The following is a 15889-nucleotide window of genomic DNA, read 5'->3' on the forward strand; positions in this document are numbered from 1 at the left end:
GTTTTTTATGCAAATAGACCGAGTTTATGTAATGGTAGGTATTTAGTTGCTTAACCTTGCGTTTATATGGATATTCTTGATTACAGTGTCATCGCGATTTACCTCATCACTTTACTCGTCATCGGCTTTAGCTTGCGTGGACAGCAGTCAAAGAAAGATTATTTTCTCGCTGGAAGAAGCTTAAGTTGGAAACCGCTGTTACTTTCAGTGATGGCGACGCAACTCTCGGCGGTCAGTTTCATTTCCGCTCCTGCATTTGTCGGCTTCCGTGAGGGTGGAGGGCTGATTTGGCTCTCTTATGAACTGGCAGTTCCGTTAGCCATGCTTTTACTCATTACCACCGTGTTGCCTACATTATACCGAAGCGGTGTGGTGAGTATTTATGACTATCTTGAGCGACGTTTCTCTACCTCTACTCGTATTTGTATCAGTGTTGTATTTCAATTTAGCAGAGCCTTCGCTACCGGCATAATGGTTTACGCGCTATCCATTATATTGCAAGGAACCATGCAGGTTTCATCCACGCAGGCAATATTACTCATTGGTGTGATTACCGTTTTGTACTCCTTACAAGGAGGCATGAAAGCAGTTGTATATGGTGACGCGGTACAAATGGTTGTCATCGTTTTGGGCACAGCTATCTGCATTGCTTTTGGTCTTAACGCATTAGGCGGTTGGGAGCACTTTTTACAGTTACTTCCAAGCGAGCGGGTCTCTACCCTTAATTTTTCATCTCTGGGTTTTGATGGTGACGGCTTCGGCTTTTTTCCTATGGTGCTAGGTGGCGTGATCCTCTACGCCTCATACTACGGTTGTGATCAATCAGAAGCACAGAGGGCATTGTCAGCGAAATCGGAAAGCGATCTTAAAAAGATGATGTTAGCCAATGGCATTTTTAGGTTCCCTATAACACTTCTATATTGTTTAGCAGGCTTGGTGGTCGGCACACTAGCGTTTAACGACGCCAACTTGCTATCGCAAATTCCTAAAGATAATCCGGACTGGCTTATGCCGGTCTTTATTCTTAATTATTTACCTCATGGGCTTATCGGCTTGCTTGTGGTCGCTATTCTTGCGGCAGCCATGTCATCACTGAGCTCAGCAATAAACTCTCTTGCCGCTGTTTCGCTTGAAGATTATTTCAAACTCACTCGGAAACGCGCAAAACCTGAAGGCTACCTGAATCATGCTAAGTTTGCGGGCTTGCTTTGGGGAGGGATTATTTTGCTGCTTTCGCTCAATGCTGGCGATATAGCGCCTACCGTAATAGAAGCGGTGAACAAAGTGGGCTCTGTTTTTTTTGGTCCTGTCTTGGCTGTGTTTCTACTTGGCATGCTAACGAAGAAGATAAATGCCACACAGGTCAATACCGGCCTGATGTGTGGCGTGCTGACTAATTTGTCGTTCGCATTTTTTGTCGAGGACGTGTTTTGGTTTTGGTGGAATGTAACGGGGTTCGCGAGCACAGTGATACCCGCTATTATCTTGTCTGTTTTGTCAGCTAATGATGAAAACGATACAGCGACGATCACCACCTCTGGTCAACGACGCTTACTGATTGATAAGCCGATTGCCACCCTATTGCTTGGCTATTTTTGCTTATTGGTCGTGGTTTGCTACTTAATGCCGCGTTGGCTGCAGTAGACTCAGTGATTTAGGCCTCTACTGTTTTGGCGACTGAGTCTCTCAGAATAATCTGATCTTTGCCCGCGTGCTTAGCTTCGTATAAGCGCGCATCAGCCACTTCTAACTGCGACTCCAAGCACTTGTGTTCCTCGGTACATACGCCGATACTGCACGTGATATTGAACTTGTGATTGGTAAAAATAGTAGAGCGCACTGCATCCATAAACGCTGAAAGCGCAGATAGATACACTTTAGGCGGCCTTACTGATACCACCGTAAATTCTTCACCCCCATAGCGCACAATAAGATCGTCGGGGAAGTAATCTTTTAACAATGCTGCAAATTCCTGCAATAACATGTCACCCGTTTTATGGCCGTAGGTATCGTTTACACTTTTGAAGTTGTCAGCATCGATCATAGACACAATGACATCCTTTCTCGACGCTTTATTGGCAAATAACTCCTCTGCTTTTTCGTAGAGAAAACGGCGATTGTATACCTTGGTTAGCGGGTCTAAGTTTGCTGAATTTCTAATGGTTTGAATCATTTCTTGTGATTCAAGGTTTTGCATAATTCTGCAGTAGAATTCTTCGTGATAAAACGGTTTGGACAGGAAGTCATTGGCGCCGCTCTTAATGAATTTCGAGGTCAACACGCTGTCGCCGTTTGCCGATAAACCGATAAATACCAAGTCTTGCATGCGTTTTTCGTGGCGTATTGCTTTAACTAGTTCATAGCCGTCCATATTGGGCATACGGTGATCGGCAATAACCATTTTAATATCGCGGTGATTATCAAGCTCTTCTAACGCTTCTAAGCCATCGTTCGCTTCATGTACCTGAAATTGGAATTTGCGAAGTAATGAACAAATGTGATTTCGGCTCGTTCTAGAATCTTCCACCACCAACACTTTGGTAGTGAGATTCTTTCTTAAACGGTCTACAAGTTTAGACACTTGAAGGTATGAATAGCGAGACTCTTTTGTGATGTAATCCAGTACGCCCTGATCGAGTAACTGAGCACGGGTAAATTCGTCGAAATTTCCAGTAAGTACGATGGTTGGAACGTTGTAGGAAAGTGCAAGCTCAACGCTCTCGCCGTTGGGCGCGTCGGGAAGGTTTAAGTCGACGATGGCTGCCAAGTATTCGGTGTCACTCTCGAGAGCACTTTTCGCTTCCGCAAGATCTTCGCACAGATCACACGTAAAGTGAGGATTATCCTCAATAAGTTTGTTTACAATCTTTCGGACAGTGAGACTGTCTTCTACTACAAGAACTTTATACATGTGATCTACTCTCGGCACTTAGGCTTCGATAATAACCAATTATAGACAAAAAAGCCCTCAAAGAGAGGGCGTTTTATACTTATGTCTAAATAATTTTATTCTTATATAACATTGCGTTGTACTAACTTTGTTCAGCGGGAACACGCACGGAGCCTTCCATCAAAATACGTGCGCTTCTGCTCATTACAGCTTGCTTAATTTGCCATTTGTTATCTTCAAACGTAGCTTTTGCTCCTACTCTAAGCGTTCCAGATGGATGCCCAAAAGTAACCGAGTCTCTTTCGTCGCCGCCAGCTGCGATATTTACAAGAGTGCCGGGTATCGCCGCAGCCGCTGCGATCGCGACTGCTGCCGTGCCCATCATAGCATGATGAAGTTTCCCCATAGACAGTGCGCGAACCAATACATCAATGTCTGAACCCAAAATATCTTTGCCACTGGAAGCTTGGTAACCTCTTGGAGGTGCAACGAACGCGACTTTTGGTGTGTGCTGCCTGTTTGCAGCTTCACCCACATCATTGATGAGCCCCATCTGAACCGCGCCGTGTGCACGAATTGCTTCGAACTTGGACAGCGCCTCGGAGTCGCTGTTTATATCATCCTGCAGTTCAGTGCCTGTGTAGCCAATATCTTCTGCGTTGATGAAAATAGTAGGAATACCCGCGTTTATCATGGTCGCCTGAAGTGAGCCTACGCCTGGAACTTCAAGTGTGTCGACTAATCGTCCTGTCGGGAAGATTGCCCCTTCACCGTCAGCTGGGTCAACAAAGGCCACTTCTACTTCTGCGGCAGGGAAGGTGACACCGTCTAGTTCAAAGTCGCCCGTTTCCTGTACTTCCCCGTTAGTCATTGGCACCTTAGCGATAATGGCTTTGTTGATATTGGCTTGCCAAATGTTGACGGTGGCAATGCCGTTTTCTGGTAATTTACTTCTATTCACTAGCCCATTGGTTATCGCAAATGCGCCTACGGCTGCCGTTAGGTTTCCGCAGTTTCCACTCCAGTCTACGAATGGCTTGTCTATGGCTACTTGACCAAATAGATAGTCGACATCGTAACCTTCACGTTCACTTTTGCTTAAGATAACGGTTTTGCTGGTACTTGATGTAGCACCGCCCATACCGTCGGTTTGTTTACCGTACGGATCGGGGCTGCCAATTACGCGCAGAAGCAGGGCATCGCGCGCCGGACCTGGCTTTTGCGCGGCTTCTGGCAAATCGGTTAAATTGAAAAACACACCCTTACTGGTACCGCCACGCATGTAGGTAGCCGGTACTCGAAGTTGTGGCGCATACTTTGTCATGTTTTTTCCTTTCGTCGGTATGAGTGCGTTGAGGCACAGTTGAAACACGCCGTAAATACATCCTTGTAGGCTCTCGGGGCGCGTCCATGCGCCCCGAAGGTTTCAACCGTGCCTCAACGCACTCTTAAACTAAAAACTATTTTATCTGGAGAGAAGTAAGGTTGTTCGTGATTTGAAACACGCTGTGAACACATCCATGTGCGCTCCCCAGCCGCATCCTTGCGGCTGGAGGGTTTCAAATCACAAACAGCTTCCAACCAAACTAGCTGATACTAGCTACGGAGGAGGTGGATTAGTTTCAGGGCCCTCAACTCGCAAGGATGCGAGTTGGGAGCCTATAGGGACGTATTCACGGCGTGCCCTGTAACTGGTTCACCTCCTCCCACTGAAAGGTCTTCCTATCACAATCAGCTAGCTTCAGCTTCTAAGAAGTCCTTGGCGAAGCGCTGTAATACACCGCCTGCGCTGTAAATAGAGACTTCTTCTGCGGTATCTAGGCGACAGGTTACTGGTACTTCTAGCTGCTCACCGTTTTGGCGGTTTACTACTAGCGTAAGCGTTGCCCCTGGTGACGGTTCGCCGCTTACGTCGTACGTTTCTGTGCCATCTAGCTCAAGGGTTTTACGTGTTGTGCCTGGTTTAAACTCAAGGGGTAATACGCCCATACCAATTAGATTAGTGCGGTGAATACGTTCGAAACCTTCAGCTACAATCACTTCAACACCCGCAAGGCGCACGCCCTTGGCTGCCCAGTCTCGTGACGAGCCCTGACCGTAGTCAGCGCCAGCAACAATAATCAGCGGCTGTCTGCGGTTCATGTAGGTTTCAATAGCTTCCCACATGCGCATAACTTGTCCTTCTGGCTCAACGCGCGCCAGTGAACCTTGCTTCACTTCACCGTTTTCCAGCACCATCTCGTTGAACACTTTCGGGTTCGCAAGGGTAGCGCGCTGTGCGGTTAAGTGGTCACCACGGTGTGTGGCATACGAGTTAAAGTCTTCTTCCGGTAAGCCCATTTTGTGGAGGTATTCACCTGCCGCGCTGCTGGCTAAAATAGCGTTTGAAGGCGACAAGTGATCGGTGGTGATGTTATCTCCCAAAATAGCCAGTGGACGCATACCTTTCATGGTGCGCTCAGCATCCATTGCGCCTTCCCAATAGGGCGGGCGACGAATGTAGGTGCTCATTTCACGCCAGTCATAAAGCGGGTTAATGTCTTTGCCGTAGTCCACGCTTAAATCGAACATTGGCTCGTACACTTTTCTGAAGTGCTCTGGTTTAACCGATTTCGCTACAATAGCGTCAATCTCTTCATCGCTTGGCCAAATGTCTTTAAGCGTTACTGGGTTGCCTTCTTTGTCGGTACCCAATACGTCTTTTTCAATATCAAAGCGCACGGTACCGGCGATGGCGTAAGCTACAACCAGTGGTGGCGATGCTAAGAATGCTTGCTTTGCGTAAGGGTGAATACGGCCGTCGAAGTTACGGTTACCCGACAATACTGCTGTTGAGTAAAGATCGCGGTCGATGATCTCTTGCTGAATTTTAGGGTCTAGCGCGCCGCTCATACCGTTACAGGTAGTACACGCAAAGGCAACCACGCCAAAGCCTAAATCTTCCAGCTCGCTCATCAGGTTAGCTTCTTCAAGATACAGCTTAACGGCCTTAGAGCCTGGTGCTAGTGAGCTCTTAACCCACGGCTTACGGGTTAAACCGCGCGCGTTGGCATTTCGAGCAAGTAAACCTGCAGCAATTACATTGCGTGGGTTCGATGTATTAGTACAGCTTGTGATTGCCGCGATAATAACCGCGCCATCAGGCATTTTGCCTTCCTCCTCGGTCCACTTCGCTGCTATACCGCGACTTTCTAAATCGCTGGTAGGTAAACGTGCGTGTGGGTTAGAAGGGCCAGCCATGTTACGGCCAACAGCAGAAAGGTCGAACGTAAGCACCCGCTCATACTCGGCAGTTTCTAAATCATCAGCCCATAAACCTGTGTGCTTAGCATATTGCTCAACTAGCGCAATTTGCTTTTCCTCACGCCCTGTTAGGCGTAAGTAATCGATGGTTTGCTGGTCAATGTAAAACATGGCTGCAGTGGCGCCGTATTCCGGTGTCATGTTCGAAATAGTAGCACGGTCGCCCAGCGTCAGGTGCGATGCACCTTCACCATAGAATTCAAGATAAGCAGAGACTACGCGCTCTTTACGCAAGAATTCAGTAAGCGCTAATACAATGTCGGTAGCCGTAATACCTGGCTGTGGTTTGCCGGTAAGTTCAACACCTACAATGTCGGGCAAACGCATGTAAGACGCGCGGCCCAACATTACGCTTTCCGCTTCAAGACCGCCCACACCTACGGCAATAACGCCAAGAGCATCAACATGCGGCGTATGGCTGTCTGTACCCACTAGCGTATCAGGGAAGGCAACGCCGTCGCGAGCTTGAATAACCGGCGACATACGCTCCAAGTTGATTTGGTGCATAATGCCGTTACCCGGGGGGATAACATCCACGTTCTTAAATGCCGTTTTTGTCCAGTTGATAAAGTGGAAACGGTCGTCGTTACGTCTGTCTTCAATTGCACGGTTTTTTTCAAACGCGTCTTTCTCAAAACCAGCATGCTCTACAGCTAATGAGTGATCCACAATCAACTGTGTTGGAACTACGGGGTTAACCTTCGCCGGATCGCCGCCCTTTGCGGCAATAGCATCGCGAAGCCCCGCTAAGTCTACCAGTGCCGTTTGACCTAAAATGTCATGACACACTACGCGAGCAGGAAACCACGGAAAGTCCAAGTCGCGCTTACGATAAATCAGCTGTTTAAGTGAGTCGGTAAGCATTTCAGGGGCGCATTTGCGCACCAAGTTCTCAGCCAGTACACGTGAGGTGTAAGGCAGCTTGGCGTAGGCGCCAGGCTCAATAGCATCTACCGCTTCACGGGTATCGAAAAAATCGATACCCGCGTTTGGAAGCGGTTTACGGTAATCAATATTCATAAAACCCCAACCTTAATCTTAAGCGCGTTCGCTGATAGCAGGCACTGGGCGAAGTTCTTCGCCTGTGTATTCTGCTGACGGGCGAATAATACGGTTGTCAGCGCGCTGTTCCATAACGTGTGCCGCCCAACCAGTTAGACGAGACATTACGAAGATTGGTGTGAACAACGGCGTAGGAATACCCATGAAGTTGTACGCAGAGGCATGGAAGAAATCGGCGTTACAGAAAAGTTTCTTCTCGCGCCACATCACTTCTTCACAGCGAACAGACACAGGGTAAAGTACGTCGTCACCCACATCAGCAGCCAGTTTTTCAGACCATTGCTTGATAATTTCGTTACGCGGGTCAGAGTCTGAGTAAATAGCATGGCCAAAGCCCATGATCTTCTCTTTGCGCTCAAGCATGCCCATCATTTTTTCTTCTGCGTCATCAGCAGAGGTAAAGCCCTCGATCATTTCCATGGCGGCTTCGTTAGCACCACCGTGAAGTGGACCACGCAGTGAGCCGATAGCACCCGTTATACAAGAATGCATATCAGATAAGGTTGAAGCGCAAACACGTGCAGTGAAGGTAGACGCGTTAAATTCATGCTCTGCATAAAGAATTAACGATACATGCATAACCTGTTCATGAAGTTCACGTGGCTTTTCACCGTGAAGCATGTGAAGGAAGTGACCACCAATTGAATCGTCATCGGTTTCAACGTCTACGCGCACGCCGTCGTGCGAGAAGCGGTACCAGTAACAGATAATACTTGGGAAGCATGCCAACATACGATCCGTAACATCTTGTTGCTGGTCGAAGCTGGTTTCCATTTCAAGGTTACCTAGCATTGAGCAGCCCGTGCGAAGTACGTCCATTGGGTGAGCATTTTTTGGTATGCGCTCTAGCACTTCTTTAAGCGCTGTAGGAAGGCCGCGCATGCTGCGAAGTTTTGTTTTATAAGCGTCTAGCTCAGACTGGTTAGGTAGCTTGCCCTTTAGAATAAGGTACGCTACTTCTTCAAATTGACAGTTTTGCGCTAAGTCTTTTACGTCGTAGCCACGATACGTTAAACCAGAACCTGATTTACCTACGGTTGATAATGCTGTTTTGCCTGCAACTTGGCCGCGTAAACCCGCGCCACTTAACTGTTTAGCCATCTTGTTGTCTCCGGTCTTGTAAAATTTGTAAGGTACTTTTTTAAAAATTTAGAAATAAAAACTATATTGAACTCATCAGGCGAGTGGGGTGCGAGGCACCGAGAGAGTGGGGGCGGTGCACGGGGCGTTACCCCTTTGAGGCATGGATGCCGAAACGGAGCCCCCATGGATGGGGTCACGGCGTGGTAACGCCCTGTGTACCGTTTCAACTTCAATGGTGCCTCGCACCTCACTCGCTTCCTGCTGTTTCGTATTCGTGTTAGTTCTTACCTTCTGCGAATAGAGCATCTAGTTTTTGCTCGTACTCGTGGTAGCCAAGATAATCGTACAGTTCCATGCGTGTCTGCATGCTGTCGACAACGGCTTTTTGGTCGCCGTTTTCAAGTATAGATTTGTAAACCATTTCTGCTGCTTTATTCATCGCACGGAATGCACTTAGTGGGTAAAGCACCATGTCGGCACCCCATTCACCAAGCTCTTCTTTATTCCATAGTTCGGTTTTGCCGAACTCAGTGATATTGGCAAGGATCGGAACGTCTAGCGCTTCAGCAAATGCACGGTAATGTTCTTCGGTTTGCACTGCTTCGGCAAAAATACCGTCAGCACCTGCTGCAACATAGGCTTTTGCACGTTCAATGGCTTTGTCTAAACCTTCTTGTGCGAACGCGTCGGTGCGCGCCATAATAAAAAAGTCTGGGTCAGTTCTGGCGTCAACTGCAGCTTTTATGCGGTCTACCATTTCTTCTGTGCTAACAATTTCTTTGTTAGGACGGTGACCACAGCGCTTTTGCGCAACCTGGTCTTCCATATGAACTGCCGCCGCGCCTGCTTTTTCCATGTCGCGAATAGTTTTGGCAATATTAAATGCGCCGCCCCAACCGGTGTCGATGTCTACCATGAGCGGAAGATCGCACGCGCTGGTAATGCGTTGAACGTCTGCAATCACATCATTAAGTGACGTCATGCCTAAGTCCGGTAGGCCGTAAGACGCATTCGCTACGCCGCCACCTGAAAGATAAATTGCTTGGTGCCCAATGGCCTTTGCCATCATGGCAGTATAGGCGTTAATGGTGCCGACAATTTGTAGCGGTTTGTTGTTCTCTAATGCGGTTCTGAATTTCTTTCCTGCACTCATGATAATCACTCGCTTATTTGAAAGTAGGGTAGAGGTGAATTAGGTATGAAGAAGACTGAGTGGTGTTAACCATGATTAAGCTTCTTCTCAATATTATTTTTTGAATAAAGAATATGGCGACGCATTAGCATTTCAGCCAGTTCCTCGTCGCGATTGGCAATAGCGTTAACGATGTGTCTGTGTTCATCAAACGCAGTACTTACGCGAGGGCCAGCCATACCGAGCTGTACGCGATACATACGAACAAGATGGTAAAGCCCGTCTACAAGTACGCTGATGAGATGATCGTTTTTACTGCCGGTTACAATTCTGTAGTGAAAGTCTACATCGCCGGCTTCTTGATAATAGCTTTGACCGTCTTTTACTTTATCGAAGTGGCTATCAAGCAACGCCTGCATGTCGGTAATTTCTTCATCGCTCATGTAGCGTGCAGCCAAGCGGGCGGCCATACCCTCTAATGCTTCGCGCACTTGGTATAGCTGAATAAGGCCTTCGGGGGACAGTGCAACCACACGAGCACCCACGTTAGCTTTACGTTCCACCAAGTGACAGGTAGCGAGACGATTGATGGCTTCACGAATAACGGCGCGACTGACTTCATACTTTGTCGACAATTCCATTTCACTCAGCTTACTGCCTGCTGGAATGATACCCTCAACTATATCCTTCCTTAACTGAAAGAAAGTACGGTCGGCATTGGTGATGGCTTGTTCGCTTTTTGCTAACACTGTATAGAATCTTTTAATGACTAATGTCGACAATATATGCCCATTTTGGCGTTTTTTCAACCTTGAAAGGTTAGGATTGTCGACAACGAGAGTAAGATATTAGTCTGATAGTCTTGTTTAGAGGCCTGTGTTGACAGTTGTGCAATGGTTTAATGCGATACGCAAACAGAGCCATGTGTCAGCTTACGTCTATTAGGCGAACCTTGCGCAACCATATTGATAGCTACTGCCCGGACGGAGGAGGGAGTTTGGTAACGAAAGTTACATACAGAGGTTCTGAGCTAAAGAATGATTCAAGCCAATGGTGATTTGTTTAAAGTTTGTCCATCTGGTCTAGGTCTTCTTTACTTTATTCGCTTAGGTGTTGTGAAGAGATAGAGTAAATTATCTTTATTATATCTAATTGTTTTTATGGAATTTATACATACTTTTTGTTTGATGCTTAACCTAACCAATTAGTCTAATTTTGAAGTCTTATTTTAGTAAAAGTGTAATATTTTACTTTGCAAGATCGTAATCTAACGGTAACATATCGTTCCAGTCTTCAAGCCTAAATTCTTCGTACTGAATTTTAGAGGGCTGGAAAAGTAAGTTCTACTTTTAAAGCAGAGTTTCATTGAAAGTAAGTTTGTAATGTTTTATTGCGACTTACTTTTTTATTGCCTGTAATCCAGTATAAGCACAAGGTTATGTGCGCCTCTTAAATTAGTGAGTTTAGTCTTTCAAAGTTCCAAAGAAGAACTTGAAGCGGCCTAAAAATATTATTACACCTAACACTCACGCAAAGGGGTTATACCATGAAAACCAATACTGACGTGTCTAAGGCACTCGCCAGTAAGCTTTCACCTGTCGCACTAGCAGTAGCGATGACCGTTCCAGCAATTTCAAATATTGCCGTTGCCCAAGAAGCAGAAGCAACTGAAGAGCAACAATTTGAAGCCATTACCGTTACCGCAACAAAACGCCCTCAAGTTATCTATGAAGTTCCAATTGCTATTAGCGCCTTCGATGGCGACAAGTTAGCTGACCAAGGTATTACTGACCTGACTGACGTTGGTAAATTCGTTCCAAACCTAAATGTTACTGGTTTCTCTGCCGGCCACACATCGTCTGTAAACCCATTTATTCGTGGTATTGGTCTTCAAGATCACCTAATCACAACCGATCCGGGTGTGAGTGTTTATGTAGACGGTGTTTATCTGGGCCGTCAGGTTGGTCAAAACTGGAGCCTAAATAATATTGAGCGTATTGAGGTACTTCGTGGCCCTCAAGGTACGCTATATGGTCGTAACTCGATTGGTGGTGCAATTAACATCATCACAAAAGAGCCAGACCAAGGTGATGTAACCAAAATCAACACTGAATTTGGTACACGTGGTCGCGTTAAAGCTGATCTTTTTGTTAACCACGGTCTTTCAGAAACCGTAGCGTTTAACATGAACCTGTCATTTAACAAGCGCGATGGTCTTGGTGAGTTCATCAACGTGCCTAACGCCGAGTACGATGTTGGTGAGACTGAAGATGTTTCTGGCCGCGTTTCTCTTAAGTGGGAGCCATCAAATGACTTCCGCATGGTATTAACTGCAGATGCTAACAATGGTGACGGCGGTCTGCGTCCTTACACTGTGCTAATTGATGAAGTGGGTTCAGATCGCTACTTCGGTGGTCAGAATGGTGTTGGCGTACCGTTACGAAACACAGATGTGACACCTGAAGGCGCTGATATCTACGACAATGCAACAGGTACTGAAGCAGTAACTGGCGTGTCGAACGAAGCGCGTGGTCTTTCACTCACTACGGAGTGGGACATTAACGAAGACTACACTGCAAAGGTTGTTGCAAGCCAGCGTACATCTAAGTACAAAGCAGGTCTTGATGATGACGGTACAATTTACTCGTTGGATCAGTTCCCTGAGCGTGGCGAAGCCGATCAAACATCAATCGAACTTCAGCTTAACGGCTATATCAACGAATACACTGACTTTGTTGCTGGTGTTTACTACTTCAATGAAGAAGGTAGCAACCGTCAAGGTGACGACTCTAGTTTTGACGGTGGGGCTAACCTGCTAGAGCTCGATCAAGAAACCACTTCAAAAGCGGTTTACGTTAACGTTCGCCGTGACTTAACTGATGAGCTTAGCCTTTCTGGTGGCCTTCGTTACACGAAAGATGAAAAAGAAGCATCAGCGAACGTATTTTCAGCACTTGGTACTATCTATGATTCAAATGATTGGGACGAAGTGACGTGGGAACTCGCCACTAACTACACATTTGAAAATGGCATGACAGGCTATGCGACAATTCAGTCTGGCTACCAGTCGGGTCAATTCCCAGCACGTCCTTACTGCCTAATTGGTGAGTTCTTCGGTGCAGGTGGCTTTGATGATATCGAAGGCGCTCAAGCGGCGGTTCGCGCAAATAACTGTTTTACGGCGTCTGACAATATTACTGCTACTAACTATGAAGTAGGTATTAAAGGTCGTGTGAATGATTACTTCGACATTAGCGTTGCAGTATTTAACACTGAGTTTGAAGATCTTCCTTACCAAGTAAGTCGCGTGAGCGAAGGTGGCTTCGACACCGCAAACCTTGTGGTAGAGCAAACATCTCGTGGTGTTGAAGCTGATGCTACGTTTACCTATGGCAACTTCAGCATGATGACCAGCGTTGGTTATATGGATGTTGATGTTGAAGAGCAAGATGGATTCAATCCTGTAGCGCCACTTACTCCAGACCTAACCCTTGCAATTGGTCCGCAGTATACCTTTGAGCTTGATGGTGGTGATTCAATTCGCGTACGTGCAGATTACTCATATCGTGCAGAAATGTATGGTGAGCCTACTTCAGCACCTGAGCGTATGACTAAACTTGATAGCCGTGAGCTTGTTAACTTCGACATCGCTTATACGCCAGCGAATGATGCGTATACTGTTGCACTTTACGGTCGCAATATTTTTGATGAGCGTTACGACAATGCACGCTTGAATACAGGTGACTACATCCTGCAAATTCTAAGCAACGACGCAAGCGAGTTTGGTGTTAGATTCTCAACTGAATTCTAATAGCTACAACGAGTTACAATTATAAAGCCAGTCTAAAGACTGGCTTTTTTTTGCTTATTTTTTCTTGTTTTATCTTCATTATTAGCATAGTTTTAAAACTGTTCTAAAAATGCCCAGCAACTATTTATGAAAGTGAAAGCACTTTACGGTATTGGTTTTCTTGTTGTTAATATGCTTTTGTCAGGGTGTACCTACACGGTGTATTTACCCGACGATGAAGATATAAACGCGAAGAAAAACGGCAAGGTTGTAGTTGCTAAACCTGAATTTGGTAACCAATGTCGTTATAGCGGAAACGGTGAGTATGGCGCGTGCCCAACGTCAAATAGTGAAATGGTTGGAACATCGTGTTCTTGTCCAACACCTTCAGGGCAGATTATGGGAACGGTGTCGAAATAGAAGACGTGCTTTTGTAGTAAGTAGGGCCTTTCAATCATACGGAGATGGAGCGTGGGATTGTTTACCAGTTTTAAAAAATCGCGGTTAGAAAAAAAGTTTAAGAAAAACGAATGGGTAATCATTCAACCTATTCCGTTCGCTCAATTTGAACAACTTATCGTAGACCATGTAGACGGAGGTTGGGAAATAGAAGATGACTATGAACGGCTCGCTGAAACGACCGCTAAGTGGCAGTGTGAATTACGCAAAGGTACGAGTATTTTAACCTGCGTATGGACCGCTAAACAGCAAGGTATCGTATACGGTCCCGAACGCGTGCTTAGCGGTTTGTCTGAAAAGCTAAATATACCGACGTCTACAGCAATTGCTACGACGTGGTTTTAAGCCTTTATTAGAGCCAACCTTTTTGTTTAGCTATGCGAGCAGCATCTACGCGGTTGGTCGCATCGAGCTTTGAAATAGCCTCTGAGAGGTAGTTTCTTACCGTACCTTCAGATAAAAACAGCGATTGAGCAATGCCTTGGGTTTTAAGCCCTTCTGAAGCAAGTTTTAGTGCGGACATTTCTTTTTGCGACAGTGGATTGTTGTCGTCAAGAGCCATGATGGCGAGCTCAGTCGAAATTACCTTTTCTCCCGCAGAGACTTTGTGAATGGCATCTATCAGGTAGTCGCTGTCAGACTCTTTCAATATAAAACCCTTAACCCCTAAACTTAATGCACGCTTGATGTAGCCTGGTTTAGAAAAGGTAGTCATTAACACCACCTTGGTATTGAGACTTTGCTTTGCAATGTGGGCGGCTAGATCTAGCCCTGAAACCAGCGGCATTTCAATATCGCTCAAAATAATGTGTGGTGCAGGGTTATCATTTAAATAATCAATGGCTTCCTTTCCATTACTGCACTTTTCAACAATGGTTAAGTCGTCTTCTAATGACAGAAGCATGGCAATGGCATCGCGAACCAGCGACTGATCTTCAACAATCAAAATAGTAGTTGGCGCTTTTGAGTTCATAGGGAAGCCTTATGTGACAAAGCTTGCTCGGTAGTAAGCTGAACCCTGACAATAGGGTGAGGAAGGAAAGAAATGTCCACATCCGCATGAATAGACGCCGCGCGTTCTCTAATTCCCATTAATCCGTTTCCTTCTTTAATTGATGCGGTGTTCTCAACTACGCCATGATCTTTATAGGTCATTTTCACGGTTTGCTCATTAACTTCAAGACCAAGGGATACCGCGTTACCGTTTGAATAGCGCAAGGTATTGGTTGTCAGCTCTTTGATAATAAGCGCAAGCTGGCTTTCTTGTTTAGCGCTTAAACGTGCTTCAGCGCCGCCTTCAATATCGGTTGTAACATTAAAGCCGTTTTCTTCTAACAGTGATTTGTCTTTTGCTATTTCATCGCTAAGAGAAAGCTGCTTGATATCTGACACTGCTTGACGAATATCACTCAGTAGCGCTTGAGAAAGCTGTGCCAGCGCTTTTACCTCGCGATGCGCGTCTTCAATCTTATCTTTGCTTATAAGTTTATCGGCCAGTTGTGCCTTTAACGAAATAGAGCTGAGTGCGTGACCCGCAACATCATGTAAGTCTCTGCCTATTCGCTCACGTTCAGCGATCGCAGACAATACTCGTAGCGCTTCGGCCTGCTGGCTTTCTTTCAGACTATGGAGTGTTTCTTTGCGCTCCATAACACCAAACCCGAATAGCACTAAGCTGTTGAGCAACGAAGCACTTAAAAGAAAATGTGCGTTATTAAATACGGTAATGTGCAGTGACACGAGTACCAGCATCATCACGCCTATGCTCATTATGCCTGTCTTGAGCGAATTGTAATAACCTACGATAAAAGCAATAAAGCCGATAATGGTTGCGCCACCAGGGTTTTGAAAGCTGCATGCTACCGAAAGTAGAAACATGAGTAGCAAATAAGTGGGCAGTGTTTTAACAGGCTGGTTTATGGCTTTAATGTAAAGAATGACAAAGCTAAGGTATCCCAGGGTTTGAAGCACCCATGTTTCGATGGGAAGAGGACGGGAAATAATAAGCGGAACAAAAAAGAACAGTGAAAAAAACAAGCTTCCGTGAGACCAGCGCTTTTTCCGTCCACTTGCCAAAAGGGGCATGTCAGGCGCGGTGCTCTCGTTTTTGACGGCAGGCACCGCGCTGTTACTATCTTGTATGCTTTTATTGCTGAGCATTGTGAGTACT

At 46.1% G+C, this 15889-nt stretch carries 12 protein-coding genes; 4 read left to right on the forward strand and 8 right to left on the reverse strand.

The features are described 5' to 3' along the window. Nucleotides 1–66 precede the first annotated feature (66 nt). A complete protein-coding gene (locus AC0J2X_RS00390) occupies nucleotides 67–1644 on the forward strand; it encodes a sodium:solute symporter family transporter (protein ID WP_061486462.1) in 1578 nt (525 codons plus the stop codon). 10 nt (nucleotides 1645–1654) lie between these two features. Here the strand turns inward: AC0J2X_RS00390 and AC0J2X_RS00395 are convergent, their stop codons facing one another. From AC0J2X_RS00395 to AC0J2X_RS00420, 6 genes are all read right to left on the reverse strand, one after another. Next, complete coding sequence (locus AC0J2X_RS00395; RefSeq protein WP_014950537.1) at nucleotides 1655–2911, reverse strand: response regulator; 1257 nt, start codon at nucleotides 2909–2911, stop codon at nucleotides 1655–1657. A 121-nt stretch (nucleotides 2912–3032) separates the two neighbouring features. Then, entirely contained in the window at nucleotides 3033–4214 is a 1182-nt protein-coding gene (gene prpF, locus AC0J2X_RS00400) for a 2-methylaconitate cis-trans isomerase PrpF (RefSeq protein ID WP_061486461.1), read from the reverse strand. 407 nt (nucleotides 4215–4621) lie between these two features. Beyond that, nucleotides 4622–7213: a Fe/S-dependent 2-methylisocitrate dehydratase AcnD gene (gene acnD / locus AC0J2X_RS00405; RefSeq protein ID WP_061095773.1), complete on the reverse strand. Its 2592-nt coding sequence runs from the start codon at nucleotides 7211–7213 to the stop codon at nucleotides 4622–4624. An 18-nt stretch (nucleotides 7214–7231) separates the two neighbouring features. Beyond that, on the reverse strand, nucleotides 7232–8356 hold the full coding sequence (gene prpC / locus AC0J2X_RS00410) for a bifunctional 2-methylcitrate synthase/citrate synthase (RefSeq protein WP_069944828.1): 1125 nt from the start codon (nucleotides 8354–8356) through the stop codon (nucleotides 7232–7234). A gap of 259 nt (nucleotides 8357–8615) precedes the next feature. After that, nucleotides 8616–9491: a methylisocitrate lyase gene (gene prpB, locus AC0J2X_RS00415; protein ID WP_014950533.1), complete on the reverse strand. Its 876-nt coding sequence runs from the start codon at nucleotides 9489–9491 to the stop codon at nucleotides 8616–8618. A gap of 65 nt (nucleotides 9492–9556) precedes the next feature. After that, on the reverse strand, nucleotides 9557–10219 hold the full coding sequence (locus tag AC0J2X_RS00420; RefSeq protein ID WP_069944827.1) for a GntR family transcriptional regulator: 663 nt from the start codon (nucleotides 10217–10219) through the stop codon (nucleotides 9557–9559). Between the two features lie 797 nt (nucleotides 10220–11016). Between AC0J2X_RS00420 and AC0J2X_RS00425 the strand changes: the two genes are divergently transcribed. From AC0J2X_RS00425 to AC0J2X_RS00435, 3 genes are all read left to right on the forward strand, one after another. Then, nucleotides 11017–13281, forward strand: coding sequence for a TonB-dependent receptor (locus tag AC0J2X_RS00425; RefSeq protein ID WP_014950531.1), 2265 nt, complete (start codon nucleotides 11017–11019; stop codon nucleotides 13279–13281). 126 nt (nucleotides 13282–13407) lie between these two features. After that, nucleotides 13408–13680, forward strand: coding sequence for a hypothetical protein (locus AC0J2X_RS00430; RefSeq protein WP_014950530.1), 273 nt, complete (start codon nucleotides 13408–13410; stop codon nucleotides 13678–13680). A gap of 51 nt (nucleotides 13681–13731) precedes the next feature. Continuing rightward, nucleotides 13732–14064 (forward strand): hypothetical protein, encoded by a 333-nt coding sequence (locus AC0J2X_RS00435; protein WP_061486456.1) that lies wholly within the window; start codon nucleotides 13732–13734, stop codon nucleotides 14062–14064. 7 nt (nucleotides 14065–14071) lie between these two features. Here AC0J2X_RS00435 and AC0J2X_RS00440 read toward each other — a convergent pair whose 3' ends face one another. Together AC0J2X_RS00440 and AC0J2X_RS00445 are read right to left on the reverse strand one after the other, a co-directional pair. Beyond that, nucleotides 14072–14692, reverse strand: coding sequence for a response regulator transcription factor (locus tag AC0J2X_RS00440; RefSeq protein WP_049589067.1), 621 nt, complete (start codon nucleotides 14690–14692; stop codon nucleotides 14072–14074). Then, a complete protein-coding gene (locus tag AC0J2X_RS00445) occupies nucleotides 14689–15879 on the reverse strand; it encodes a sensor histidine kinase (protein WP_239300561.1) in 1191 nt (396 codons plus the stop codon). The genes AC0J2X_RS00440 and AC0J2X_RS00445 overlap by 4 nt, the downstream gene beginning before the upstream one ends. Between the last annotated feature and the right edge of the window lie 10 nt (nucleotides 15880–15889).

Source organism: Alteromonas sp. R7 (assembly GCF_055755235.1).